The 25,523-nt window shown below is 70.7% G+C and carries 22 protein-coding genes; 10 read left to right on the top strand and 12 right to left on the bottom strand.

Annotated elements, in window-relative coordinates; translation table 11 throughout:
- Window positions 1-8: 8 nt before the first annotated feature.
- Entirely contained in the window at window positions 9-1,247 is a 1,239-nt protein-coding gene (locus ABT063_RS42375; protein ID WP_351066287.1) for a MurT ligase domain-containing protein, read from the bottom strand.
- Window positions 1,248-1,395: 148 nt separating this feature from the next.
- Between ABT063_RS42375 and def the strand changes: the two genes are divergently transcribed.
- On the top strand, window positions 1,396-1,935 hold the full coding sequence (gene def, locus ABT063_RS42370) for a peptide deformylase (protein ID WP_351066286.1): 540 nt from the start codon (window positions 1,396-1,398) through the stop codon (window positions 1,933-1,935).
- A 57-nt stretch (window positions 1,936-1,992) separates the two neighbouring features.
- On the opposite strand, the gene ABT063_RS42365 is transcribed toward def, so the two are convergent.
- On the bottom strand, window positions 1,993-2,637 hold the full coding sequence (locus ABT063_RS42365) for a TetR/AcrR family transcriptional regulator (protein ID WP_351066285.1): 645 nt from the start codon (window positions 2,635-2,637) through the stop codon (window positions 1,993-1,995).
- A 167-nt stretch (window positions 2,638-2,804) separates the two neighbouring features.
- Between ABT063_RS42365 and ABT063_RS42360 the strand changes: the two genes are divergently transcribed.
- Window positions 2,805-4,031 carry an acyl-CoA dehydrogenase family protein gene (locus ABT063_RS42360; protein WP_351066284.1) on the top strand — a complete coding sequence of 409 codons (1,227 nt, stop codon included), beginning with the start codon at window positions 2,805-2,807 and terminating at the stop codon, window positions 4,029-4,031.
- A gap of 12 nt (window positions 4,032-4,043) precedes the next feature.
- Here the strand turns inward: ABT063_RS42360 and ABT063_RS42355 are convergent, their stop codons facing one another.
- The 6 genes from ABT063_RS42355 to ABT063_RS42330 form a co-directional block, all read right to left on the bottom strand.
- On the bottom strand, window positions 4,044-5,267 hold the full coding sequence (locus tag ABT063_RS42355) for a cytochrome P450 (RefSeq protein ID WP_351066283.1): 1,224 nt from the start codon (window positions 5,265-5,267) through the stop codon (window positions 4,044-4,046).
- A gap of 100 nt (window positions 5,268-5,367) precedes the next feature.
- Window positions 5,368-5,604 carry a DUF6213 family protein gene (locus ABT063_RS42350; RefSeq protein WP_095752989.1) on the bottom strand — a complete coding sequence of 79 codons (237 nt, stop codon included), beginning with the start codon at window positions 5,602-5,604 and terminating at the stop codon, window positions 5,368-5,370.
- Between the two features lie 25 nt (window positions 5,605-5,629).
- Window positions 5,630-7,015, bottom strand: a complete 1,386-nt coding sequence (locus ABT063_RS42345) for an NADP-dependent succinic semialdehyde dehydrogenase (protein ID WP_351066282.1) — start codon at window positions 7,013-7,015, stop codon at window positions 5,630-5,632.
- A 76-nt stretch (window positions 7,016-7,091) separates the two neighbouring features.
- Window positions 7,092-7,550 carry an NUDIX hydrolase gene (locus ABT063_RS42340; protein WP_351066281.1) on the bottom strand — a complete coding sequence of 153 codons (459 nt, stop codon included), beginning with the start codon at window positions 7,548-7,550 and terminating at the stop codon, window positions 7,092-7,094.
- A complete protein-coding gene (locus tag ABT063_RS42335; protein WP_351066280.1) occupies window positions 7,547-9,085 on the bottom strand; it encodes an ATP-dependent DNA ligase in 1,539 nt (512 codons plus the stop codon). The genes ABT063_RS42340 and ABT063_RS42335 overlap by 4 nt, the downstream gene beginning before the upstream one ends.
- A gap of 29 nt (window positions 9,086-9,114) precedes the next feature.
- Window positions 9,115-10,068: an NAD(P)/FAD-dependent oxidoreductase gene (locus ABT063_RS42330; protein ID WP_351066279.1), complete on the bottom strand. Its 954-nt coding sequence runs from the start codon at window positions 10,066-10,068 to the stop codon at window positions 9,115-9,117.
- 77 nt (window positions 10,069-10,145) lie between these two features.
- Here ABT063_RS42330 and ABT063_RS42325 point away from each other — a divergent pair, with 77 nt between their 5' ends.
- From ABT063_RS42325 to ABT063_RS42300, 6 genes are all read left to right on the top strand, one after another.
- Window positions 10,146-10,730, top strand: a complete 585-nt coding sequence (locus ABT063_RS42325) for a helix-turn-helix domain-containing protein (RefSeq protein ID WP_351066278.1) — start codon at window positions 10,146-10,148, stop codon at window positions 10,728-10,730.
- Window positions 10,731-10,817: 87 nt separating this feature from the next.
- Window positions 10,818-11,789 (top strand): NADPH:quinone oxidoreductase family protein, encoded by a 972-nt coding sequence (locus ABT063_RS42320; protein WP_351066277.1) that lies wholly within the window; start codon window positions 10,818-10,820, stop codon window positions 11,787-11,789.
- Complete coding sequence (locus ABT063_RS42315; RefSeq protein ID WP_351066276.1) at window positions 11,786-13,024, top strand: acyl-CoA dehydrogenase family protein; 1,239 nt, start codon at window positions 11,786-11,788, stop codon at window positions 13,022-13,024. Before ABT063_RS42320 ends, ABT063_RS42315 begins: the two co-directional genes overlap by 4 nt.
- Entirely contained in the window at window positions 13,021-14,103 is a 1,083-nt protein-coding gene (locus ABT063_RS42310) for an acyl-CoA dehydrogenase family protein (protein WP_351066275.1), read from the top strand. Before ABT063_RS42315 ends, ABT063_RS42310 begins: the two co-directional genes overlap by 4 nt.
- 185 nt (window positions 14,104-14,288) lie before the next feature.
- Window positions 14,289-15,152 carry a phosphatidylinositol-specific phospholipase C/glycerophosphodiester phosphodiesterase family protein gene (locus ABT063_RS42305; RefSeq protein ID WP_351066274.1) on the top strand — a complete coding sequence of 288 codons (864 nt, stop codon included), beginning with the start codon at window positions 14,289-14,291 and terminating at the stop codon, window positions 15,150-15,152.
- Window positions 15,153-15,283: 131 nt separating this feature from the next.
- Window positions 15,284-15,478 (top strand): hypothetical protein, encoded by a 195-nt coding sequence (locus ABT063_RS42300; RefSeq protein ID WP_095752904.1) that lies wholly within the window; start codon window positions 15,284-15,286, stop codon window positions 15,476-15,478.
- 6 nt (window positions 15,479-15,484) lie between these two features.
- On the opposite strand, the gene ABT063_RS42295 is transcribed toward ABT063_RS42300, so the two are convergent.
- From ABT063_RS42295 to ABT063_RS42285, 3 genes are all read right to left on the bottom strand, one after another.
- Entirely contained in the window at window positions 15,485-16,723 is a 1,239-nt protein-coding gene (locus ABT063_RS42295) for a phosphodiester glycosidase family protein (RefSeq protein ID WP_351066273.1), read from the bottom strand.
- A gap of 76 nt (window positions 16,724-16,799) precedes the next feature.
- Window positions 16,800-17,183, bottom strand: coding sequence for a DUF779 domain-containing protein (locus tag ABT063_RS42290; protein ID WP_351066272.1), 384 nt, complete (start codon window positions 17,181-17,183; stop codon window positions 16,800-16,802).
- A gap of 55 nt (window positions 17,184-17,238) precedes the next feature.
- On the bottom strand, window positions 17,239-18,441 hold the full coding sequence (locus tag ABT063_RS42285) for a bifunctional class I SAM-dependent methyltransferase/NUDIX hydrolase (protein ID WP_351066271.1): 1,203 nt from the start codon (window positions 18,439-18,441) through the stop codon (window positions 17,239-17,241).
- Between the two features lie 113 nt (window positions 18,442-18,554).
- On the opposite strand from ABT063_RS42285, the gene ABT063_RS42280 reads away from it, so the two are divergent.
- Window positions 18,555-18,983: a Fur family transcriptional regulator gene (locus ABT063_RS42280; RefSeq protein ID WP_351066270.1), complete on the top strand. Its 429-nt coding sequence runs from the start codon at window positions 18,555-18,557 to the stop codon at window positions 18,981-18,983.
- Window positions 18,984-19,004: 21 nt separating this feature from the next.
- Here ABT063_RS42280 and ABT063_RS42275 read toward each other — a convergent pair whose 3' ends face one another.
- Window positions 19,005-24,200, bottom strand: coding sequence for a family 43 glycosylhydrolase (locus ABT063_RS42275; RefSeq protein ID WP_351066269.1), 5,196 nt, complete (start codon window positions 24,198-24,200; stop codon window positions 19,005-19,007).
- A gap of 294 nt (window positions 24,201-24,494) precedes the next feature.
- Between ABT063_RS42275 and ABT063_RS42270 the strand changes: the two genes are divergently transcribed.
- Entirely contained in the window at window positions 24,495-25,499 is a 1,005-nt protein-coding gene (locus ABT063_RS42270; protein WP_351066268.1) for a pectate lyase family protein, read from the top strand.
- Window positions 25,500-25,523 lie beyond the last annotated feature (24 nt).

Raw genomic sequence — 25,523 nt, 5'->3', positions numbered from 1 at the left:
GGATTACGTCAGTTGCCGACGCGTCGGCGCAGGTCCTGGAAGGCGGTGTAGTTGGCGATGACCTCGATCCGGCCCGGCGGGCACATCTGCACGGCCTGGTCGAGGTTCTCGTACACCTGGAAGTGCTGGCCCGCGACCTCCAGGCGCACCGCGAGGTCGAGCCTCCGGTCGCCGATGACGCAGATCGGGTGGCCGGTCAGACGCGTGTAGTCGACGTCCCAGAGCCAGGAGGTGTCGGTGCCGTCGGCGCCGCGCGCGTTCACGGAGAGGATCACCGGGGTCGGCGGCGGATCGATCAGGCTGAACGTTTCGAGCCAGCCCGCCGGGTTCTTGGCGAGCAGCAGCCGCAGGTCCCGGCCCTGGAACTGGACGACGTCGTAGCGCCCGGCCACCGCCTGCACCTGGTACATGCGTTCCAGGGCGACCTGCGGCGGCACCCCGAAGACGGCGGCTACGGCGGCCGAGGAGGCGGCGTTGGCCTTGTTGGCGCGGCCCGGCAGCTGGAGGTGGATCGGCCAGGCGGAGCCGTGCGGGTCGAGAACATGGTCACCGGACAGCGCCCAGCTCGGCGTGGGACGGCGGAAGCCGCACTCACCGCAGAACCAGTCGTCGCCGGGCCGCTGCATCACGCCACCGCAGGACGGGCAGGACCAGGCGTCGTCCTTCCACATCTGCCCGGCGGCGACCCAGATCACGTTGGGGGAGGAGGACGCGGCCCACACCACCAGCGGGTCGTCCGCGTTGGCCACGATCACGGACTTGGAACCGGCGAGCCCCTCCCGCCAGTTCTCGGCGAGCATGCGGGTCTCGGCGGCGCGGTCGAGCTGGTCGCGGGAGAGGTTGAGCAGGGCGATGCACTTCGGGGCGGTGTCCCGGGCGACGCCGGCGAGGTACTTCTCGTCGACCTCGATGACGCCGTATCTCGCGTCCGAGCTGCCCGCCAGCGCCGAGGTGATGCCGGCCGGCATGTTGGCGCCGAGCGCGTTGGAGACAACCGGGCCCGCAGCCCGGAGCGCTTCGGCGATCAGCCGGGTGGTCGTGGTCTTGCCGTTGGTCGCCGACACCAGGATGACGTCCAGGTTCTGGGCGAGCCGGGCGAGGAGGTCGGGGTCGAGCTTGAGTGCCACCCGGCCGCCGATCACCGAACCGCTGCCGCGCCCCGCGGCGCGCGACGCCGCCGCGACCGCCTTGCCCGCGGTCACGGCCAGCTTGGCCCGCGGCGTGAGCGGGTCCGAGTTGCCTGACATCAGTTCTCGATCCTCCTTGCGTACGCGCCGCGCCTCTGCCTGACGGCAACGTGGTAGGTGGTCAGCCTACCGAGATCCATTCGCACTCCCGAATCGCACCTGTGCCTTCGCGGCGGGCGCGGGCCGCCGGGACCGTACCCTTGCCGCCATGCGAAACGGCTCCATCCCGGGTGCCCACGGGCACGTCCGCCCTCTCACGCTGCTCGGCGACCCGGTTCTGCACGCCCCGTCCAAGGACGTCACGGACTTCGGCCCCGAGCTGGCGACCCTCGTGGAGGACCTGTTCGCGACGATGTACGCGGCGCAGGGTGTGGGCCTGGCGGCGAATCAGGTGGGGGAGCGACTCCGGGTGTTCGTCTACGACTGCCCGGACGACGAGGAGGTGCGTCACCTGGGTCACGTGGTCAACCCGCGGCTGGTGGAAGGCGACGGCGTGGTGCTGCGGGGCCCGGAGGGCTGCCTGTCCCTGCCGGGCCTGGAGGCGGGAGTGGAGCGCTACGACCACGCGGTGGTCGAGGGCTTCACGATGACGGGCGAGCCGCTGACGGTCCACGGCACGGGCTTCTTCGCCAGATGCTTGCAGCACGAATGCGACCACCTGGAGGGCAAGGTGTACGCAGACCATCTGAAGGGCTGGCGCCACCGCCGCTGGATGCGACAAGTGGCCCGAGCTTCTTGGAGTAGGTGAGTGGTCCGACTTCAGGTGCGCGACAAGCCCCACGAACCCGCACACGAAATACGACCGTCAGAACCCCGGACCCCCCACCTTGTCCCCCGCGGCAGCGAGCCGCCCCCACAACAGGTCCGCCAAACTCCGCACCAACTCCGCACGAGAACAGGGACGTTCCCCCAACCACCAGTCCCCCGCCGCATGCATCATCCCGACGATCCCATGCCCCCACACCCGAGCCAACTGCTCACTCCCCGGCCCCAGATCCAACCGATCCTCGATGACCTGAGCCAGTTCCTCACCCATCCGCCGCAACAGCGGAATGCTGTTCTTGCCGACATCGAAGCCCTGATCACCGCTGTGGCCCCCCTCCGCCGGATGCATCAGGAACCGGTACACCTGAGGCCGCGCCTCGATCGCCGCGAGGTACGTGTCCAGCGTGGCCTCGACCCGCTCCCTCCGGTCCGCAGGCGCGTCCAGCGCGGCCCGCAGCGAATCCAGCAGCGCATCTGTGTGCCGTTTGGCCAACGCGGCGTAGAGTCCACCCTTGTCGCCGAAGTGCCGGTAGAGAATGGGCTTCGTGATACCGGCCTCCGCGGCGATGGCGTTCATCGAGGCGTGTGGGCCGTCGCGCAGCACCACTCGGTCCGCGGCCTCCAGCAGCTCGCGCCGACGGCGGTCGGCGGACCGCTGCTGATCGGTCCGCTGCGTGGTGTCCATGAGCTCTCCCCACCCGTGCTGTTAGGTAACGCCTGCGCAAACTAACACTCAGCATGCCCAGTGCATCGAACGGGCTGCCGGGCGGTCATCAGGAGTTGACTTTTCCTACCGACCGGTAACAGACTCGGTTACCGCAAGTAACATGCAAGTGCGCCGCTGGAGGGGACATGGCCGAGTTCACCATGGAGCTCAACGACGAACAAAAGGAGGTCCGGGACTGGCTGCACGGCTTCGCCGCCGATGTGATCCGGCCCGCAGCCGCCGAATGGGACGAGCGTGAGGAGACTCCCTGGCCGGTCATCCAGGAGGCCGCCAAGGTCGGCATCTACTCCCTCGACTTCTACGCCCAGCAGTACTTCGACCCCACCGGCCTCGGCATACCCATGGCCATGGAGGAGTTGTTCTGGGGCGACGCCGGCATCGCCCTCTCCATCGTCGGCACGGGCCTGGCCGCCGTCGGCGTCCTCGCCAACGGCACCGAGGAGCAGATCGGCACCTGGATCCCCCAGATGTACGGCGATGCCAACGATGTCAAGGTCGCCGCCTTCTGCTCCTCAGAGCCGGACGCCGGTTCCGACGTGGCCTCGATGCGGACGCGGGCCGTGTACGACGAGGCCAAGGACGAGTGGGTGATCAACGGTACGAAGACCTGGGCGACCAACGGCGGCATCGCGGGCGTCCACGTCGTCGTCGCGGTCGTCGACTCGGAGCTCGGCTCCAAGGGACACGCGTCCTTCATCGTCCCGCCGAACACGCCCGGTCTCGCCCAGGGCCAGAAGTTCAAGAAGCACGGCATCCGCGCCTCGCACACCGCCGAGGTGATCCTGGACAACGTCCGCGTGCCCGGGTCCTGCCTGCTCGGCGGCAAGGAGAAGCTGGACGAGCGGCTGGCCCGCGCCCGCGAGAAGGCGAAGGCGGGCGGCGAGCGCGTGAAGAACGCGGCGATGGCCACGTTCGAGGCTTCGCGTCCGGCGGTGGGCGCCATGGCCGTGGGCACCGCCCGGGCCGCGTACGAGGTCGCCCTCGACTACGCGCAGACGCGTGAGCAGTTCGGCCGGCCGATCATCGACAACCAGGGCGTCGCCTTCCAGTTGGCGGACATGCGGACGTCCATCGACGCGGCTCGCCTCCTGGTCTGGCGGGCGTCCTGGATGGCGGTCAACGGCAAGCAGTTCACGGCGGCCGAGGGCTCGATGTCCAAGCTGTTCGCGAGCGAGACCGCGAAGAAGGTCACGGCCCAGGCGATCCAGATCCTGGGCGGGAACGGCTACACGCGGGAGTACCCGGTCGAGCGGATGCACCGTGACGCCGCCATCTACACGATCTTCGAAGGCACGAGCGAGATCCAGCGGTTGGTGATCGCGCGGACGTTGTCGGGGATGCCGATTCGATAGCGCCGTGGGCACTCACCCGTGGGACCAGGTGACGGGCAGAGTCTCGGGCCCGCGGATCAACGTCCCCTTCCGGAAGGGGACTTCCTCCGGCGGTACGGCGAGCCTCAGATCCGGAATCCCGTCCAGCAGCGCGTCGACCAGCAGCTCGGACTCCAGCCGGACGAGCATCGCGCCGGGGCAGGAGTGCGGGCCGGAGCCGAAGGAGAGATGCGGGTTCGGGCCGCGGTCGAAGTCGATCGTCTCCGCGAACGGGAAGACGTCCGGGTCGCGGTTCGCGGCCAGATACGACACGTAGATCGCGTCGCCCGCCCGGATCCGTACGCCCCTGATGCCCACGTCCTCCAGGGCGATCCGCGACAGCCCGACCGCGTTGCGGTGCGGGATGTAGCGCAGCAGTTCGTCGATGGCCCTCGGGCGGATCTCCGGGTCGGCGCGCAGCCGTTCGGCGAGGCCGGGGCGGGTCAGGAGGACGTAGAACATCTGGCCGCTGTGGTGGGTGACCGGCTCACCGCCGATTTGCAGGAGCACCGCGAGCCCCACGGCCTCCTCCAGGGTCACCTCGCCGCGGCCCACGGCGGCTCCGAGCAGCGAGGTGACGTCCTCGTCCGCGCTGCCCTCGCGCTCGCCGATGAGCCCGGCGAAGTACGCGCCCATCTCGTTCCTGGCCTTCTCGCCGACCTGGGCGCCGTGCGAGGCGGACAGGATGAGGTGGGTCCAGGTGTGCATGCCGTGCCAGTCGGCGGCCGGGACGCCCATCAGCTCGCAGATCACCGCGATGGAGAACGGGCTGAGGACGGTCGAGGTGAGATCGGCGGGCGGGCCGTCCTGAAGCAGTTCGTCGACCAGTTCGTCGAGCATGTGACGGGACTTCTCGCGGACGCGCGCCACGCCCGTCGCGGTGAAGGCGGCGGCCACCGAGCGGCGCAGCCGGGTGTGGTCGGGCGGGTCCAGGAAGCCGACCTCGCCCCGAGCCGGAACGAAATGCGGGGCGAGCCGGGTGACCTGCCGGTCCATGACGGCCTCGCGGCTGAACCGGGGGTCGTCGGTCACCATCCGCACGTCCTCGTAGCGGGTCACCAGCCAGGCCCAGCCTTCGCCGTTGGGCAGCTGGATCCGGGTGACCGGGCCCTCGCGCATCAGCTCGGTCAGCACTGGGTCGAAGTCGACGCCGGCCAGGTCGAGCGCCGGCCAGTGCCGGATCGGGGGCAGGATCTCGGTGAGGGTCTGTTCGCTCATGCCGTCTCTTCGCGGAAGTCGTGAGCGTGGTCCCACCCACGATCACCCGGCGGGGCGGCGATGTCGCGCCGGGCTACTCCGTATCGGGGAACGCCATCCCCTACGGCGCACCCCCGCTGCTATGAGCGATGCAGGCCACGTCAATACGATCGGCCAGCTTGGCCAACTCGATGGTCAACGCAGCCACCGTGTCCTCATCGAGCCCGTCCGCCCCGGCCTCCACAAGATGCAGCCACCTCCCGCCCACCGTGCGGAGCAGTTTGCTCACATCGGCGGCAGCCACCTGCAAGGTCCCGCGGTCGTCGACGATCAGAGGCAGAGTCACTTCGCGGTTCACAAACGGGATGGTAGCCGCGCAGCGCTCACGCACCGTGCCAAACGGTCGTGATGTTGCAGAACTCCCGGATTCCGTGCCCGGACAGCTCACGCCCGTACCCGGACCGCTTCACTCCACCGAACGGGAACGCCGGATGGGACGCCGTCATCCCGTTGACGTACACACCGCCCGCCTCCAGGTCCCGTACGAAGCGGTCGACCTCGGTCTCGTCCCGCGTCCAGACATTGGAACTCAACCCGAACGGCGAGTCGTTGGCGATCAGCACGGCCTCGTCCAGGTCGGCCGCGCGGTACAGCGTGGCGACCGGCCCGAAGGCCTCCTCGCGGTGGATGCGCATCTCGCGGGTGATGTCGGCCAGCACGGTCGGCGGGTAGTACCAGCCGGGCCCGTCGGGCCGTTCGCCACCGCACAGCACCGTCGCTCCGCCGCGCCTCGCGTCGTCGACCAGCTCCTCCAGGTCGTCCCGCCCCCGCTCGCTCGACAGCGGGCCGACCTCCGTCTCCTCCTCCAGCGGGTCGCCGACCTTCTGCGCCTTCATGCCCTCGACGAACCGCTCGGCGAAGGCGTCGTACACGTCCGCGTGCACGATGAACCGCTTCGCGGCGATGCACGACTGCCCGGTGTTCTGCACGCGTGCGGTCACCGCGACCTGGGCCGCCCGGTCGATGTCGGCGGACGGCATCACCACGAACGGGTCGCTGCCGCCCAGCTCCAGCACCGTCTTCTTGATCATCTCCGCGGCGGTGGATCCCACCGCCCGCCCCGCCGGCTCGCTGCCGGTGAGGGTGGCCGCCTTGACGCGCTCGTCGCGCAGGATGTCGTCGACCGCGGCGGAGCCGATGAGCAGGGTCTGGAAACAGCCCTCGGTGAAGCCCGCGCGGTGGAACAGGTCCTCCAGGTAGAGGGCGGTCTGCGGGACGTTCGAGGCGTGCTTGAGCAGGCCCACGTTGCCTGCCATCAGAGCCGGGGCCGCGAACCGGATCACCTGCCAGAGGGGGAAGTTCCACGGCATCACCGCGAGCACCGGTCCCACCGGCCGGTAGCGGACCAGGGCGCGGGAGGCGCCGGAGTCCTTCACGTCGAAGTCGGCGGGCTCCTCGTCGGCGAGCAGTTCCTCGGCGTGCTCGGCGTACCAGCGCATCGCCTTGGCGCACTTCGCGGCCTCCGCGCGGGCCTGCTTGATGGGCTTGCCCATCTCGGTGGTCAGCACGCGGGCGATGTCCTGCTGGTCCTCGTCGAGGAGATCGGCGGCCCGGTTCAGGAGGCGGGCACGCTCGGCGAAGGTCGTCGTCCGGTAGGTGCGGAACGTGGCCTCCGCGAGCTGGAGCCTGCGCTCGATCTCCTCCTCGCCCATGGCCTCGTACGTCTTGAGTGTCTCGCCGTTCGCCGGGTTGACCGTTGCGATGGGCATGGCTGACCTCCCTGGGGACGGGCTGTGTTCCGACCTTCCCGCGCGGCGGTGTGCACCGCAACGCGTGGGCATCTGCTCAGGTCGAGTGCTCCGCCAGGCGGTCGAGAAACGCGGCCTGCGCCTTGACGATCACGGCCCGCGCGCGGTCGAGGTCGAACCACCGCACGCGGTCCAGCTCGGGGAACTCCTGGAACTGCCCGGACTTCGGCGGCCACTCCATCCGGAACGTGCCCGGATCGATCGTCGCCGGGTCGAGGTCCGCCTCGACCGCCCACGCCGTGACGATCTTGCCGTTCGTCTGCCGCACCTCACCGAGCGGCACGGCCTCGCCGTCGGGCGGTGGCAGCCCCAGCTCCTCCTGGAACTCGCGGCGGGCCGCGTCCCAGGCGGGCTCTTCGGGGTCGTACTCGCCCTTCGGCACGGTCCACGCCCCCGCGTCGCGCCGTGTGAAGAAGGGGCCGCCCATGTGGCCGAGCAACACCTCCAGGCCGAGGTCGGTGTGGCGGAAGAGCAGCAGGCCCGCGCTGTGTTTCACGGCTTCACCTCGGGATGGGCTGCGAGCAGCGTCTCGACCGTGTCGGCGTCCTCCGGGCGCTTGTCCTCGCGGTAGCGGACCACACGGGCGAAACGGAGGGTGACGCCGGCCGGGTAGCGCGTGGACTTCTGCAGGCCGTCGTAGGCGATCTCCACGACGAGCTCGGGGCGTACGGTGACCACGTATCCGCTGTCGTCCACCGCCAGCTCCTGGAGCCGCTCGGTCTGCCAGGTCAGCATCGCGTCGGTCATGCCCTTGAAGGTCTTGCCGAGCATCGCGAAGGAGCCGTCGGCCGTACGGGCGCCGAGGTGGAGGTTGGAGAGCTTGCCGGTACGGCGGCCGTGGCCCCACTCGGCCGCCAGGACCACCAGGTCGAGCGTGTGGACGGGCTTGACCTTCAGCCAGGACGCGCCGCGGCGGCCCGCGCTGTAGGGGGCGTCGAGGGACTTCACGACGACGCCCTCGTGGCCGCGCTTCAGCGTCTCGGCGAGGAACTCCTCGGCCGTGTGCACCTCCTCGGGCCCGGACACCGGCGTGCGCCGTACCCGCATCGGCTCGGGCACCAGCCGGGCCAGCTCCGCGTGCCGCTCGGCGAACGGCAGGTCGAGCAGGTCGCGGTCGTCGACGGACAGGGCGTCGAAGAAGACGGGGGAGACGGGGACCGCCCGCGCGGCCGTCGTCACGTCCGCGCGCGAACCGACGCGACCGGCGATCTCCTGGAAGGAGCGGGGGCGTCCGTCCTCGTCGAAGGCGATGACCTCGCCGTCCAGGATGAAGCGCTCACCCCGCAACTCCAGGGCGGCGGAGGTCAGTTCGGGCAGCCGGTCGGTGATGTCGTCGAGAGTGCGGGTGTAGACCCGTACGGTGTCGCCCTCGCGGTGCACCTGGACGCGGATGCCGTCCAGCTTCTCCTCCACCGCGCACGCGCCGAGCTTGTCGACCGCCTCGGCCACCGAGGAGGCGCTGTGCGCCAGCATCGGCAGGACCGGGCGGCCGACGGTCAGCCGGAAGCGGTCCAGCGCGGCGGGGCCGTCCGCCAGCAGGGCCTCGGCCACCGTCTGGAGCGAACCGGCCAGCATCACCGCACGCCGTACGTCCGTCGGCGGCGCCCCCGTCGCCTCGGCCAGCCCCTCGACCGCGACCGCGTCCAGCGCGCCCTGCCGGACCTCGCCGGTGATCAGGCCGAGCAGGAAGCGCTGCTCGTTCTCCGTCGCCGCGCCCATCAGCTCGCCGACCAGCCGGGCCCGCTCGGCCTGCGAACCGGCGCCCGAGACCTTGCCCAGCTCGCCGAGCCGGGCGTCGACCTCGCGCACGGTCAGGCTCGGCTCGGCGGCCGGGGCGACCGGGCGGCTGAGCACCTTCCAGCCGACGCCCAGCCGCCCCTGGGGCAGCCGCCCCGCCAGATACGGGATGACGATCGGTACGTCGTCCGCCTCGGCGTCCCGGAACAGCTCGGCGAGGAGCGCGATCTTCCGGGAGCGCGCCGAGGTCGCGGCGACCTCCTGGGACACACGGGCCAGCCGGGTCAGCAGCATGCAGCCATGGTGCACCGGAAGGGGACGGTCTACACCCGGACGGCCGCGTCGAGGTCGGCCATGAGCAGTTCCCCGTTGATCGTGGCGCCCGCCCGGTACCCACCCGCCGCCGCGTTGACGACCTGCTCCGCGAAGCCCATCGCGTTGCCCGCCGACCACACGCCGGGCACGGTCGTCAGGCCCGTCTCGTCGACCACGGGATACGCGCCGAACGGGGTCTCGCGCAGCTCCGCGCCGAGGTGCCGCAGCAGATCGGTCTGCGGGACGGCCCGAGGCGCCACGAACAGCACCTCGCGGTGGTGCGTGGTGCCTCCCCCAGAGGGGGTACCCCCAGCGAGCCTGACCCCGGTGAGCCGGTCGTCCTCCGTGACCAGTCCGGTGACCTCGCCGGGCACCACCTTGACCCCGGCCGCGGCCAGCCTGCGCAGGTCGTCGTCCGACAACTCCTCCTCGGTGACCTTGTGCAGGAAGAAGGTCACGTCCTTCGACCACTGGGACACGATCAACGCCTGGTGCACGCTCATCGGGGTGGTGGCGAGCACGCCGAACGCCTGGTCGCGGACCTCCCAGCCATGGCAGTACGGACAGTGCAGCACGTCCCGTCCGAAGCGCTCGGCGAGACCTTCCACCTTCGGCAGCTCGTCCTTGAGGCCGGTCGCGATCACGAGCCGTCGGGCGCGCACGGTGCGACCGCTCGCGAGGACCACGGCGAAATCCCCCTCCTTGCCGACGTCCACCGCCCGGTCCTGGACCAGCTCCACCCCGTACCGAGCGATCTCCTCCCGTCCGACGGCCAGGAAGTCCGCCGGGGACATGCCGTCCCGGGACAGATAACCCTGCATGTGCGCGGCGGGCGCGTTGCGCGGCTCGCCCGCGTCGACGACCAGCGTGCGGCGCCGGGCCCGGCCGAGGACCAGTGCGGCGGAGAGTCCGGCCGTGCCACCTCCGACGACGACCACTTCGTACGAGTCCTTCTGGGTCATGGGGACCACCTCCACGGAAAAGGTCGCTCGCCCACTGCGGCATTGACAAACATGTTTGCCGAAACTGCAATGGAGTCATGAGTGAGGACACCGGCACCGACGAGGTGCTCGCGGAGGTCGGTCCCCGGCTACGGCGGATCCGGAAGGAGCGGGGCGCGACGCTCGCCGGGCTGTCGGAGGCGACCGGCATCTCGGTGAGCACCCTGTCACGGCTGGAGTCCGGCCTGCGCAAGCCCAGCCTGGAACTGCTGCTGCCGATCGCGCGGGCCCACGAGGTGGCTCTGGACGAGCTGGTGGGGGCTCCGCCGGTGCGGGATCCGCGGGTGCGGGCCCAGCCGATCGTGCGGCACGGGCGTACCTACTGGCCGCTCACCCGCCAGCCCGGCGGACTCCAGGCGTTCAAGGTGCTCGTACCGCAGGGGAAGGAGGAGCCGGAACCCCGTGTCCACGAGGGGTATGAATGGCTCTACGTCCTCTCCGGGCGGCTGCGGTTCGTGCTGGGCGAGCACGACGTGGTGCTCACGGCGGGGGAGGCCGCCGAGTTCGACACACGCGTGCCGCACTGGTTCGGGTCGACGGGGGAGGGGCCGGCGGAGTTCCTCAGCCTGTTCGGGCCGCAGGGGGAGCGGATGCACGTACGGGCCCGGCCCCGGCGGTCGTGACGTACGTGACGGTAGCCTGATCGGCAAGCGACCGCTTAGTATGCGAACCGACCCCGGTCAGACGACGCAGTCCCGTGGAGGCTCCGCATGCAGGCATGGCAGGTGCACGAGAACGGCGAGCCGAGTGAGGTGATGCGCCTGGAGGACGTGGCGCGACCCGAGCCCGGCGACGGCCAGGTCCTGCTGAAGGTGCGCGCCGCGAACATCAACTTCCCGGACGTGCTCATGGTCCGGGGCCAGTACCAGGTCAGGCCCCCGCTGCCGTTCACTCCGGGCGTGGAGATCTGCGGCGAGACCGAGGACGGCCGGCGGGTGATCGCCAACCCCGCACTGCCGTACGGCGGTTTCGCCGAGTACGCCGTCGCGGACGCCGCCGCTCTCCTGCCCGTGCCCGACTCCCTGGACGACGCCGAGGCCGCCGCCCTGCACATCGGCTACCAGACGGGCTGGTTCGGCCTGCACCGGCGGGCCCGGCTGGAGGCCGGCGAGACCCTGCTCGTCCACGCTGCCGCTGGAGGGGTCGGCAGCGCGGCCGTGCAGCTCGGGAAGGCGGCCGGGGCCACCGTCATCGGGGTCGTCGGCGGGGCCGACAAAGCCGCCGTCGCGCGCGAACTGGGCTGCGACGTCGTGATCGACCGGCGCGGCCAGGACGTCGTCGCGGCGGTGAAGGAGGCCACCGGCGGCCGGGGCGCCGACGTGATCTACGACCCGGTCGGCGGCGAGGCCTACACCCAGTCCACGAAGGTCGTCGCCTTCGAGGGCCGGATCGTGGTCGTGGGCTTCGCGAGCGGGACCATCCCGAGCCCGGGGTTGAACCACGCACTGGTGAAGAACTACGCGATCCTCGGCCTGCACTGGGGCCTGTACAACACCAAGAACCCGAAGCTGGTCCAGCACTGCCACGAGCAGCTCACCGAACTGGCCGCCCGGGGCGCGATCAAACCGCTGGTGAGCGAGCGCGTGCCGCTCGGCGAGGCAGCGGACGCCGTGCAGCGGGTCGCCGACGGTGTCACCACCGGCCGGGTCGCCGTCGTACCGCAGAACGGAGCCGCCGCATGACCGACGCAGCCGACCTCAGGCGCCGTACAGCGGAGTTGCTGGCCGCCCACCCGCCCGCCCGTCTCCCACCACCGCCCTCAACCGAGGGCCCCGCGGGCCCGCCCCCCTTGTCTGCCACCACCGACCGACTCGACTTCCTCAAGGCCCGCTTCGACGCGGGACTCGCCTGGGTGCACTACCCCGAGGGCCTCGGCGGACTCGGTGCCCCGCGCTCCCTCCAGGCCGTCGTGGACGCCGAGCTGGAGGCCGCGGGCGCCCCCGACAACGATCCGCGGCGCATCGGCATCGGCCTGGGCATGGCCGCTCCGACGATCCTGCGCTACGGCACCGAGGAGCAGAAGGAGCGGTACCTCAGGCCCCTGTGGGTGGGGGAGGAGGTCTGGTGCCAGCTGTTCAGCGAGCCCGGCGCCGGGTCCGACCTGGCCGCGCTCGGCACCCGGGCCGTCCGTGAGGGCGATGACTGGGTCGTCAACGGGCAGAAGGTGTGGACGTCCAGCGCCCACATCGCCCGCTGGGCCATCCTCATCGCCCGCACCGACCCGGACGTGCCCAAGCACCAGGGCATCACCTACTTCATCTGCGACATGACCGACCCGGGTGTCGAGGTGCGCCCGCTGCGGCAGATCACCGGCGAGGCCGAGTTCAACGAGGTGTTCCTCACCGACGTCCGGATCCCGGACTCGCGGCGCCTGGGCGGGGTCGGCGACGGCTGGCGGGTCGCGCAGACCACTCTGAACAACGAACGCGTCGCCATCGGCGGCATGCGCCTGCCCCGTGAGGGCGGCATGATCGGCCCCGTCTCGAAGACCTGGCGCGAACGTCCCGGACTGCGCACCCACGACCTGCACCAGCGCCTGCTGAAGCTCTGGGTCGAGGCCGAGGTCGCCCGCCTCACCGGCGAGCGGCTGCGCCAGCAGCTCGTGGCCGGCCAGCCCGGCCCCGAGGGCTCCGGCATGAAGCTCGCCTTCGCCCGTCTCAACCAGGAGATCAGCGGCCTGGAGGTCGAACTCCTCGGCGAAGAAGGCCTGTTGTACGACGACTGGACCATGCGCCGCCCGGAGCTGGTGGACTTCACCGGCCGCGAGGCCGGCTACCGCTACCTCCGTTCCAAGGGCAACAGCATCGAGGGCGGGACCACCGAGGTCCTGCTGAACATCGTCGCCGAGCGTGTCCTGGGCCTGCCGGCCGAGCCGCGCACCGACAAGGACGTCGCATGGAAGGACCTGGCCCGATGAGCACGCAGCCCGACCTGCTGTACTCGGAGGAGGAAGAGGCGCTCCGCGCCGCCGTCCGCGACCTGCTCACGGACCACTGCGACGCCGCCGGAGTGATCACACGCACCGAGTCCGACCAGCCGCACGACCCCGAACTGTGGAAGGCGCTCACCGACGGCATGGGCCTCGCAGGCCTCCTCGTGCCCGAGGAACGAGGCGGCCAGGGCGCCACCCATCGCGAAGTCGCCGTCGTGCTGGAGGAGTTGGGGCGCGCGGTCGCCCCCGTCCCATATCTGACCAGCGCCGTCGTCGCCACCGAGGCCCTGCTGGCTTGCGACGCCGACGACCTTCTCGCCGAGCTGGCCTCCGGACGCGGGATCGGCGCCCTCGCCGTCGCGCTGAACGTCGCTCCGGGCGGCGCCTTCAAGGCCGTGCGACAGGAAAACGGCTCCCTGCACGGGGAGTTGACCGGCATCGCGGATGCGGCTGCCGCCGAGGTGCTGCTCGTTCCGGCCGACGACGGCGGGCTGTACGCGGTCGACGCGGACGCCGTGACCGTCACCCCGCAGGTGTCGCTGGACCTGACCCGGCCGCTCGCGACCGTCACCTTCGACGGGGCGTCCGCGCGCCGGATCGGCGACGCCGAACCCGCCGTGCGACGGGCCCTGCGCGCCGGAGCCGGACTCCTCGCCTCCGAGCAACTCGGCCTCGCCGACTGGACGTTGACGGAGACGGTCCGTTACCTGAAGGAACGCAAGCAGTTCAACCGGCCCGTCGGCGGCTTCCAGGCGCTCAAGCACCGGCTCGCCCAGCTGTGGCTGGAGGTCGTCAACCTGCGCGCCACGGCCCGCAACGCCGCTGACGCCCTCGCGACCGGCGAGGACGTCGACGTCGCGGTCGCCGTCGCTCAGGCGTACGCCGCCCCCGTCGCCGTCCGTGCCGCCGAGGAGGCGCTGCAACTGCACGGCGGCATCGGCATGACCTGGGAGCATCCGATCCACCTCTACCTGAAGCGGGCGAAGGCCGACTCGATCGCGTACGGCACCGCGGGCGGCCACCGGGAGGCACTGGCCGAACTGGTCGACCTCCAGGCCCCCTGACGTACGCCTGGGAGAAATCCGCGAAAAGCCCGTCCCACCAGGGGCGGGCTTTTTCGTGAGCCCTGCTCCGAAGAAGTGAACGGGCAGCGGCAGTCCGGCCAACTCCTCTTCCGACACTGCTCCTTGGGCCCGTATGAACCGCATACTCGCTGCGGTCCCATACGGCATCACCAGGGAGGCAGAGCATGGCCCTCACCACCCGCCGCAGAGTCCTCACCACCCTCGGCGCCGCCCTCGCGGGCTCGGTCGCCCTGCCCGCCGGCAGCGCGCTGGCCGGAGAGCAGAAGCACCGCCCCCGCCCGCTGTGGCGCGCCCACGCCCACAACGACTACGAGCACCCGCGTCCCCTCTTCGACGCCCTCGACCACCGCTTCGGCAGCCTCGAGGCCGACATCTTCCTCGTCGGCGACCAGCTCCTCGTCGCCCACGACCCCGTCGACCTCGACCCGGCCCGCACCCTCGAGTCCCTCTACCTCGACCCGCTGGCCGCCCGCGTCCGGGCCAACCACGGTTCCGTGTACCGGGGGTACCGGCGGCCCCTGCAACTGCTGATCGACATCAAGACCGAGGGCTCGTCGACGTACCTCGAACTCGACCGCCGTCTCCGGCGCTACAAGCACCTGTTCACGACATACGCCCACGGCCGTGTCTTCCCCGGCCCGGTCACCGCCGTGATCTCCGGCGACCGGGCCGCCCGCACGCCGATGGAGACGCAGACCGTACGGCGGGCGTTCTACGACGGCCGGCTCGCCGACCTCGGCACCTCGGCCCCCGCCTCCTTCATCCCGCTGATCAGCGACAACTGGACGCTCAACTTCACCTGGGCGGGCGTCGGCGCCTTCCCGGACCTCGAGCGGCAGAAGCTGCGGAGCATCATCCGGGCGGCGCACTCACGCGGACAGAAGGTCCGGTTCTGGGCCACCCCGGACGTGGCCGGGCCCACCCGGGACGCGCTGTGGACCGAACTGGTGGCCGCCGACGTCGACTACGTCAACACCGACGACCTCGCCGGACTGGAAGCCTTCCTGGACGCCCACCGGTCCGCATAGACACAACCAGGTAGCCACAACCATCTGGACACCACACGTTCGGAGGACAGGTCAGCCGCCCGGACGAACCCTCCGCTGCGCCACACTTGCGGCCGAACGCCGCGAAGCGGACGTGGCGGAGGAGGCTGACGATGGCGATTTCCATCTCTTTGGTGCTGTTGCTGCTGGTCCTGGCGGTGATCTTCCTGCGCAACGGCGGGCTGAAGATCTCCCACGCCCTGGTGTGCACGCTGCTCGGCTTCTACCTGGCCAGCACGAGCATCGCGCCCACCATCCACAGCGGCCTCACGGCGACGGCGGACATCGTCAGCAGCCTGCGGCCCTGACGCGGCTCACGGGGTCGAGAAGACCCCGATGCCGTTCGGGACAGGGCGTTCCACGCCGGCGGAGGGGTGGTTGCGTACGGCGACGGTGCTCGCGCCCGGCACCCGGGCGGCCAGCGTCGTCGACCCGCCGCCGTCCATGTTGAAGGCGTCGTCCGAACCCAACTCCCGCATGGTGGCGGCGACTTCTGCGATGGTCAGACCACTGCGGTACTCGGGGGCGCCGTCCGACGCGAACAGCAACAGGCGGTGCCCGCTGTCCGCGATGCCCACGGCGGTGCGCACGGTCGACGTCGTGCCGTCCAGGCCCGGCAGCGGCTGTCCGCCCCTGAGGACCGGGTAGCCGCCGAGCGCGAACCGGTACGGGGTCCGGGTCGCGGCCGCCACCAGCCGGTGCCGGACCGTCACCCGCTCGCCCGCGAAGAGCTTGCGCAGCTGCTGCGCTCCGGCCTCCCGGCCCACGAGCACCGTGGTTCCCGGCGCGATCGGACCGCTGCCCGGCGTGTCTGCCGTCGCCACGACGCGTCCGCCGCGCACCGTCACCTCGTAGGTGTCCGTGCTGCACGGCGCGGCCCGGTCCGTGTCCGTGCCGCAGGTGGCGCGGACCCGGGACGCGGCGCCCCACTCCTCGGTGAACGCCCCGATGGACCCGACCGGCAGCGCGTACTGGTTGAGCCCGCCGAGCGGCAGCTGTTCCTCGGGCGTCCGGATCGATCCGTCCAGGGCCAGCGCGTCCAGCCGGGCCCGGCGGTCGGTGCCCACGCCGATCACGTCCTCGGTGCTCGTGCCGGGCGGCAGCGCGGGGCCGAAGCGCTGGCCGTTCGGCACCGCCCCCTTGAGCGCCCGGCCCTGCGCGACGGCCGGGCCCACGCTCGCCCCGGTGGCCTCGACACCCGGGTGCTGGGTCTCGGTCATGTTGAAGAAGTCGCCGTTGACGCCGGCCACGGCGCCGGCCGCGTCGGCCATGCCGGAGACGGGCGCCCGCGCGGCCACCGTCCCCGGGTACAGCAGTTCCAGGTGTACGCGCGGATCGCGCAGGTCGACGCTCAGCACATGGGCGTGCGTCACGCCCTTGGCCGCCGGGATGTCGAACTGCTCGTACCCGACACCCGGCGCGATCTCGGTCCAGCCCCGCACGGCGCCGGCCGGTGCCGCCCCCACCAGGGCCGCACCGGCCAGCGTGCCGAGTACCGCGAGAAACGTCAGCGCCGTTCTGCCCGCTCCGAACCGTCTCTGACGATGCGTCACAGTTCCCCCTGATATCTGGTCAACTGTCTCCAGGACTCAGGGAAAGTGCAGCAGACGACCGTGACCGCCGCGGTGTCTATGCGCCGACGACCCGCGAACGGGTGAGAAAACGCACCCCCTCGGGCGCCTCCAGCGAGAACCCGCTGCCCCGGCCCTCGACCACGTCCACGATCAGCCGGGTGTGGCTCCACACCTCGTACTGGCTGCGCGCCATCCAGAACGTCACCGGCTCCTCCACCCCCGCCACCTCCAGCTCGGCGAGGAGCACGTCGGAGCCGCCGGTGCGGAACTCGCCCGCCGGGTAGCACATGGGGGCGCTGCCGTCACAGCAGCCGCCGGACTGATGGAACATCAGCGGACCGTGCGTCTCACGCAGCCGGCGCAGCAGGTCGGCTGCCGCGGGCGTGAGCTCGACGCGCGGGACTTCGTCGTACGGGGCGTGTGCGGATACCTCATCCATGGTCACCGAGTGCAGCACGGCGAAGGTTGCGGTGGGGTTGCACCCGATCCGTCGCTCATCCGGCGTACGGGGTGAAGTGGGCCGGCGCGTGGTCGACCGGCAGTCCGAGGCGCCAGGCGGTGAGGGCCTGGGCACTGCACACGAACAGGTTCTCCGGCAGCCGGTCCAGGGGGAACCAGCGCCAGTGGCCGACGCTTTCGTCGGGCTGGTCGGCCGGCTCTCCCTGCCAGGCCGTCACCCGGGCGGCCACGGTGACCCGTACGACGCCGTCCACGTGGTCGAGGAGCGTGCCGAGGAGCCGTACGTCCTCCGGCCGGGCCGTGAGCCCGGTCTCCTCGGCGAGTTCCCGCACGGCCGTCTCCTGGAGCGACTCGCCGGGCTCCACCGTCCCGCCGGGAAGCTCCCACGTCCCCCGGCGGTGGCGGCCCAGCAGCAGGCCGCGCGGGCCGTGCAGGATGGTGCCGACGCCGAGCGTCGCGTGCGCGACCGGAGGCCGGGACGTGCGCGGGCGGGAGGAGACGCGCACGGGACGCGTCACCCGGAAGACGCGGTACGAGACGTGGTTGTCCTCGTCCGGCGCGTCGAGGACGTCGATGTGCTCGACGCGCAGCCCGTGCTCGGTGAGCAGCTCCGCCCAGACGTCCGGGGCGAGTACCCACATCCGGACGGTGACCTCGCCGCCACCGGCGAGCCGCAGGATCTCGGGCCGGGACTCGACGACGGGGGAGGGGCCGTCTCCGCGGGAGTTGGTGTGCAGCACGGTGAAGCAGAGCGTTCCGCCCGGCCGGAGCGCCCCGGCCAGGGCGGGCAGCAGCCGCCGGGGATCGATGTACGGGACGGCGTTGACGGAGTAGACGACGTCGTACGGCTGCGTCACCGCGCGCAGGTGTTCGACCGCGTCGGCCCGCACCAGCCGCAGCCCGGGCAGCGAGTCGTAGCGGGCACGGGCCCGCTCGTACTGGCTCGGTGAGGCGTCGACCGCGTCCACCGTCGCCCCGTACGCGCGGACGAGGTGGGCCGCGTGCCGGCCCGGTCCGCACCCGAGGTCCAGCACCCGCCTGCCCGACAGCTCGCCGAGGATCTCGTCCCCCGGCCCGGTGCCCCAGAAGCCCCAGTCGATCCGCTCCACCTCCGCCAGGACGGTGCCGCGCCTGAGGTGGTGAGTCCCGTACGTGTGCCACGCCTCGGCGTTGACCGATTCCGGAGGCGTGTCGGCGTCGTCCGGTCCCAAGGTGTGCGGCTGCAATCTGCCTCCCACGTGCGCCGTTCCTGACGGTTCCATCGATATGGAAACCATGTTCATTTAAGATGGTCGACAGCGCGGGGCGCAACGCACAGGTCGACCGAGGAGTCCGGGGATGGGTGAAGGGGATGGGTGAAGCGGAGGCCGACGTGACGAGCGGGCGGGCCCGCGCCGCGGGGCTGCGCAGCACGCGGCAGCGGCGGGCCGTGCTCGAAACCCTGGGCGGTTGCCGCGAGTTCGTCTCCGCGCAGGAGCTGCACACCCGGCTCGCGGGCACCGGCAGCACGGTCGGGCTCACCACCGTCTACCGCACCCTGCGCGAACTGGACCGCGCGGGGCTCGTCGACGTCGTACGCGACGAGGGCGGCGAGCGGCTCTACCTCCGGCGGCCCACCGGCGAGCACCGTCACCACCTCATCTGCCGCGACTGCGGCCGAAGCCGGCCGGTCGACGCGGAGGCCGTCGAGGAGTGGGCCGCCCGGCTAGCCGAGACCACCGGCTTCACCGAGCTGGAACACACCCTCGAACTCAGCGGTGTCTGCGACCGCTGCCGCTGACGCGGATCCCCGTCGACCGGCTCACGGTCGGTGGTCGCCGACCGTGATGAAGCCGATGCTCCTCGCCGCTGTGGAGTTGTCGTAGACCACGTCACCGGTGGACTTCTTCCAGATCTCGATGCGGAAGGTGTCCGGGCCGTCGGTGACGGTGACGCGGAACCCGTAGCCACTGGTGCCGTTCACCGTCCCGGAGCCTTGGTACACGGCCTTCGAACCGGTGACGACGAGCCAGTCCGAGCCGGTGGAGCGGAACTTCAGACGGCCCGCGCCGAAGTCGAAGGCGACCTTTCCGGAGGGGCGGACGGAACCCTTCTCGTAGCCGGCGGCGAAGGAGAAGGCCGCCTTGCCGGTGAGGTCGGGCCGGGCGGGGAGGGCGCCGGCCGGTGAGGTGATGACGCCGGTGCCGGCCGCGGGGCCGGCGGCCCGGTCGTAGACGATCAGCTCGGGCAGCGTCGTACGGTCCGAGGCGCCGTCGTCGTCGGTCACCGTGACCACGGGGCGGCGGATGCCCGCCGTGGTGTAGGTGTGGGCGGCCTCGCAGCCGGAGGCGGTGACGGTACCCGCCGTGGGCTCGGAGCCGTCCTTCCAGTCGACCGCGCAGGTGTGGGTGTCGCCGGTGCCGGGGTCATCGAACCCGGCGGTGACTGTGGCGCGGTGGCCCACCGACACCGCGGACTTCGGGCCGGTGCTGGAGCTGATCGCCGGGGCCGCGTTGGCGACGCTCACGGTCGCGGTGTCGCTGCCGCGGCCGCCGGTCAGGGTGACCCGGTAGGTGCCGTCGTCGGTGCAGGTGAGCGTGGTCCGGGCGGCCGTCGGGTCGCCGAAGGCGCAGGGCGCTCCTTCCTCGACCGTCCACTTCGGGCTGCCCGCACCGGAGATCGTGCCGCCCAGCTGGATCTTGCCGCCCTCGATGCCGTCGGCGTCCGGGCCGGCGCGGACGATGGTGACCGGGTCGATGCCCGTCAGCGTCGGCACGACCTTCTTGATCAGGCCGTCGGCGTCGAACTCCAGCTTGTCTACGGTCGTTTCGCGGTGGGTGCCGTCACCGCCCGGGATCGCGAACCGGTGGTAGGCGATGTACCAGTCGTCGGTGTTCGGGACCTGGACGACGGAGTGGTGGCCGGGGCCCTTGATACCCAGGGAGAGGTCCTTCTCCAGGATCACGCCCCGCTTGGTCCAGGGACCGGTGGGCGAGGGGCCGGTGGCGTAGGCGACACGGTAGTTCTCGTCCCGCGTGTCGTTCTCCGACCACATGAAGTAGTAGGTGCCCTCGCGCTTGATGACGAAGGTGCCCTCGTTGTAGCCGCTCGGGGTCATGTCCTTGACCTTCGACGGGTCGAAGGTGGTCATGTCGTCGTTCAGCGGTACGACGTACGCCCTGCCGTTGCCCCAGTAGAGATACGGGGTGCCGTCGTCGTCCGTGAACACGGCCGGGTCGATCATCTGACCGGGGTACTGGCCCGCCTTGAGCAGCGGCTTGCCCAGAGCGTCCTTGAACGGGCCGGTGGGCGAGTCGGAGACCGCGACGCCGATGTTGGCGTCGGCGGAGAAGTAGAAGTAGTACTTCCCGTTCCGCTCCTCGATCGTCGGCGCCCACGCCCTGCTGTCCGCCCAGCTGACGTCCGGCCCCAGGTCGAGGATGACGCCGTGGTCCTTCCAGTGGACCAGGTCGGTGGAGGAGTACGCCTTGAACTGCGTGCCGCTCCAGCCCGGGAAGCCGTCGGTGGTCGGGTAGAGGTAGAAGGTGTCGCCGAACCGCACGATGTTCGGGTCGGCGTTGAGCCCCGGCAGCACCGGGCTCTTCATGATCAGTGCCCGCACCGTCCAGCTGCGCTTCTTCCCGTCCGAGCCGGTGACCTCGTACGTCACCGGCTCGGTGAAGTCGTGGACGCTGCCGGAGGCCGGGCTGATCGACGCACCGTGCGCGAGGGTGAACTCCGGGGCCAGAGCGGTGAGATCGGTACCTTCGGTGAGTGGCAGGGTGATCGTGCTGTGCGCGTCGTCGACGAGGGCGTCGACCTTCAGTGCCGGGTGGCTCGCCTTCGCGATGCCCGTGGTGTTGCCGCTGAGCTCCAGGACCTCCGTGGGCGTGAGGGCCCGGTTGTAGATCCGGAAGTCGTCGACCTCGCCGCCGAAGTACGGGTCGGCGGCGTAGAGGGAGCGGCCTATGTAGCCGCTGTGGTCCTTGCCCGCGTCGTACAGCTCGGACGGCTTGGTGGTGACGCCGGTCGCGCGGGCCGCCTCGATGCCGTCGACGTAGAGGACCGCGGTGCCCCTCGCGCCGTCGAGCGTGACGGTCACGTGCCGCCACTCGCCCGGGGTGAGCTGTGAGCCGGCCGTCAGCTTCGACTCGGCCGACCAACTGGCCTTGGTGATGGCCGAGTAGAGCTTCGAGGAGCCGTTGGAGGGGCTGGCGAAGAGGTACTTGTCGCTGTCGGGCCCGAGACCGAACAGCCACTGCCAGTTGTCGCCGCCCTTCCACTTGGCGTACGTCGAGACGGTGACACTGTCGGCACCCTTGAGGACACCGTTCGGGATCTTCACGTACGGCGAGTCGGAGCCGCCGGACATCTTGAAGGAGCCGCCGTCCACGCCCGTGCCGAAGCCGGGCGTGCGGGCGTAGGTGCCGTGGTAGCCGTGCCCACTGGAGTCACGGGCGATGGTGCCGCCGGTCTCGTCGAAGCCGTAGCGCAGGAGCAGGTCGGCCGGGACGGCGGGGCCCTCGACCGAGACCGTGACCTCGGCCTTCAGCGTGGTGCCGTCCGGCAGGCCGCCGATCACCGTGAAGGTACCGGCCTGCGCGTACTGGGACGCCGGTACGTCCGCCCAGGTGACGGAGACGGGACGCTTCACGCCGTCCGCGTACGTGGCGACGACCGTGGCCGGCAGGACCGGCGCGTCACCGATGCGCGTCTCGACCTTGATGTCCTCGACGCTCTCCACGAGCTGGTCGGGCTGGTAGGCGCGCAGCAGCCGGTCGTACTCGGCCTGCGTGACCGGGAGCACGGTGCCGTGGCGGGGCTTTGAGGGCAGGTCGTAGCCGGTGGACGGGGTCCAGACGCCGGAGTCGAGGTCCGTCGTCTCGAAGGGGATGTAGCCGCGGCCGCCGAACTCGTCGAGGAACGCGTACCACTTCTCCTCGGTGTTGGACTTGAAGACCAGCGGCCCCTCGGCGGCGCTCATCGCGCCCTTGCCGATGCCCTCGGCGACCGGGGCCCAGGAGGTGTCGAGGAGTGAGTCGCTCTTCTCCTCGAAGATGAACTTGCTGTTGGGCGTGGAGGAGGTGTTGTTCCGCTCGTCCTTCGACAGGCGGTAGTACGTCCCGTCGTGCGCGACCACCGTGGAGTCGATGACCGAGTAGCCGCGGTCGATCCAGACCTTGGGCTCGCTGAAGGTGTGGAAGTCGCGGGTCGTCGCGTACATCATGCGGTTGTACGTGCTGCCGGAGTGCTCGGCGTTGTCGTACAGCTTCGACGCCCAGAAGACCACGTACTCGCCGCGCTCGGCGTCGTAGAACGCCTCCGGCGCCCAGGTGTTGCCCGCGGTGTCGGGAGAGACCTTGACCAGGCGCTGGTTCGTCCAGTGCACGAGGTCGGTGGACTCCCAGACCATGATGGACTTGCTGCCGGTGCGCTGGGCGGCGTCCCAGTCGCCGTTGCCGTAGATCCTCAGGTCGGTGGCGATCTGGTAGAACTTGTCGCCCTCCGGGGAGCGGATGATGAACGGGTCGCGCAGGCCCTTCTCACCGAGCGTGGAGGTCAGGACGGGCTTGCCGTCGTTCAACTCCCGCCACTTCAACGGGTCGTTGCCCTTGCTGAGGGCTGCGTAGAGCTGCTCGCCGTCCGAGGTGCCCTCGCCGGTGAAGTAGCTGAACATGTAGCCCTTGAGGGCTTCCTTCCGGGGCAGTTCGGGCACCTTGGCGGTGAGTGTGCGGGTGGCCTTCGCCTGTCCCTTGGTGACGGTGGCGGTCAGCTCGACGGTGGTGGCGCCCTCGCCGTGCGCGGGGCGGTGGACCATGCCGTCGGCGGATATGACGTCCGGCTTCGCGGAGGACCAGGTGACCTCGGTGTCGTAGGAACCGGCCGCCGGGAGGGTGAGGTTGCCGCGTACGTCGTCGAGGTTGTGGACGGTCAGGGCCTCGGCGGCCTGCCGGGTGGCCCTCTCGTCGTCGAACGCGGGAAGGACCGTGACGTCGAAGCGCTTGGTGTCGGTCACGGTGCCCTTCTTCAGGGTCGCCGTGAGGGTGGCGTGGCCGTCCGGCTCGCCCGCCGCGGGGCGGGTCACCTTGCCGGCGTCGGACACCACGGCGGGATTGTCGCTCGCCCAGCTGATCGCGGAGCCGCCGGCGGTGCCGGTCTTCGGCAGGTCGAGGTCGGCGGTGACGGCGCTGGTGTCGCCGAGGGAGAGGGCGGCCTTGTCGTCGGCGACGCCCTGCGTGGCCACGGGGAGCGCGAGCTGCTCGACCTCGGAGCCGGCGAGTGCGCGGTCGTACACCCGGAAGTCCCGCATCCTGCCCTTGAAGAGCTTGTCGCCGGAGTACACGGACTTGCCGATGTGGTTGGCGGTGGTGATGCCGGAGCCGATGGCGCCGGGGGTGATGGTGACCGACGTGTTGCGGGCCACCTCGACGCCGTCCTCGTACAGCACACCGGTGGTGCCGGTCTGGGTGTACGTCACGTGCTTCCACACGGCGCGGGTCAGGTTGTGGGAGTCGGCGGGCCTGGTGGTCTGCTCCGTCGACCAGTTGCCGGTCGCGATGGAGGTGCGGAAGGAGTTGCCGGTGGTGAACAGATAGCCGTTGCCGTTGCTCCCGCTGGAGTTGCCGAAGCCGTAGAGGAAGTACGGGGTGGCCTGGGCGGAGTCGATCAGCACGTCCATCGAGACGGTGATCGCGGCCATGCCCTTCATGACGTCGTCCGGCACCTTGACGTAGGTGTCGGACCCGTTGAAGGCGAGCCCCTCGCCGGTGCCGGACCAGCCGGCGGTGCCGTTGACCGTGCCGTTGCGGCCGTTGCCGGACGCGTCGGTCGCGGTGCTGCCCGAGGCCGCGTCGAACTTGTACCAGAGGGCCAGGCCGTCGGTGATGTCCGAGGTGTCCGCTGCCTGTGCGGGGACGACAGGTGCGGCGAGGCCCAGGAACAGCGACGCTGCGGTCAGTCCGGCGAGTTGGCCCGCCCAGCGTCTCGCGCGGGTGCGCAGACGTGCGATGTACGTCATGTCGAGTTTCCCTGCTGAGGCATGGCGGGGCCTCGGCCATGGGCACCCTGCCGTTTCGGCTGTGTGACGTCGTGTTGCGAGAGTGTCAATCCGTGCTTGGTGCACCGTCAAGAGGTTTCGAACAATGTGCGGCAGGTCGAACACATCGGGTGCTTGCCGCAGTCGTTGACATGCTCAAAACACCTGATTAGCATTCAGGAAATCTAGAAAGCGCTTTCTGTCCTGGGGTCCCGGGTTGGTGCGGGCGAACACGGGTGCCGGAAAGATCCGTTCACTCATCCCTGGAGGAACCGCATGAGGTCCTTACGCAGCACGCGCCCCGTTCCGGCTCTCGCTCTCGCGCTGCTCCTCGGCGTGGCGGCGGTGCCGGCCGGCAGCGGCAGCGCCGTCGCACAGCCCCCGGCGCCGCTGGCGGAGACGTCCCCCACCGGCTTCGCGGCGGTCAACGCGCTCGGCCAGAACGGCACCACCGGCGGAGTCGGCGGCCCGACCGTGACCGCCACCACCACCGACCAGTTCCTGGAGTACATCGACACCACGGGTCCGCTGGTGATCCGGGTGCAGGGCACCATCAACATCACCAGCAAGCAGGGAGTGCGCCCGAACAAGACCATCGTCGGGGTCGGCTCCTCGGCCGTCATCAACGGCGGCGGCCTGGACTTCTACCGCTCCCACAACGTCATCGTGCGGAACATCAAGTTCACCAACGCCGAGGACGACGCCGTCAACGTCGGCCAGGAGTCGCACCACATCTGGATCGACCACAACGAGTTCGTCGGGGCGGTCGACGGGGCGGTCGACGTCGTCCGCGGCTCCCAGTACGTCACCGTGTCGTGGAACTGGTTCAACAAGACCGACAAGAGCATGCTGCTCGGTCACTCCGACGGCAACGGCGGCCAGGACGCCGGAAAGCTGAAGGTCTCCATCCACCACAACTTCTTCGACGGCTCACGGCAGCGGCATCCGCGGGTGCGGTTCGGGGAGCCGGTGCACGTCTACAACAACTACTACAAGGGGAACGCCATATACGGCGTCGCGTCGACCATGAACGCGGGCGTGGTGGTCGAGGGCAACTACTTCGAGAGCGTTCCGCATCCCTGTTACTCCGCCGGCGGGTACGACCAGTCGGGGCCGGGCCGGCTGGTGCAGCGCGGCAACGTCTTCACCGGGTCGGGTGCGTGCGAGACCAACGGCACGGTGACCGAGCCGCGCACCTTCTACGCGTACACGCTGGACCCGACGGCCAACGTGCCCTCGCTGGTGCGGGCCGGGGTGGGCGTCGGCAAGATCGGCACCTGAACCGTCGCGCGCCGACGATCGGGC

It is taken from the genome of Streptomyces sp. NPDC002838 (assembly GCF_040295365.1).
GTDB lineage: Bacteria > Actinomycetota > Actinomycetes > Streptomycetales > Streptomycetaceae > Streptomyces.
The sequence above is the reverse complement of the archived record's forward strand: the minus strand, read 5'-3'. Positions and strand labels throughout refer to the sequence as shown.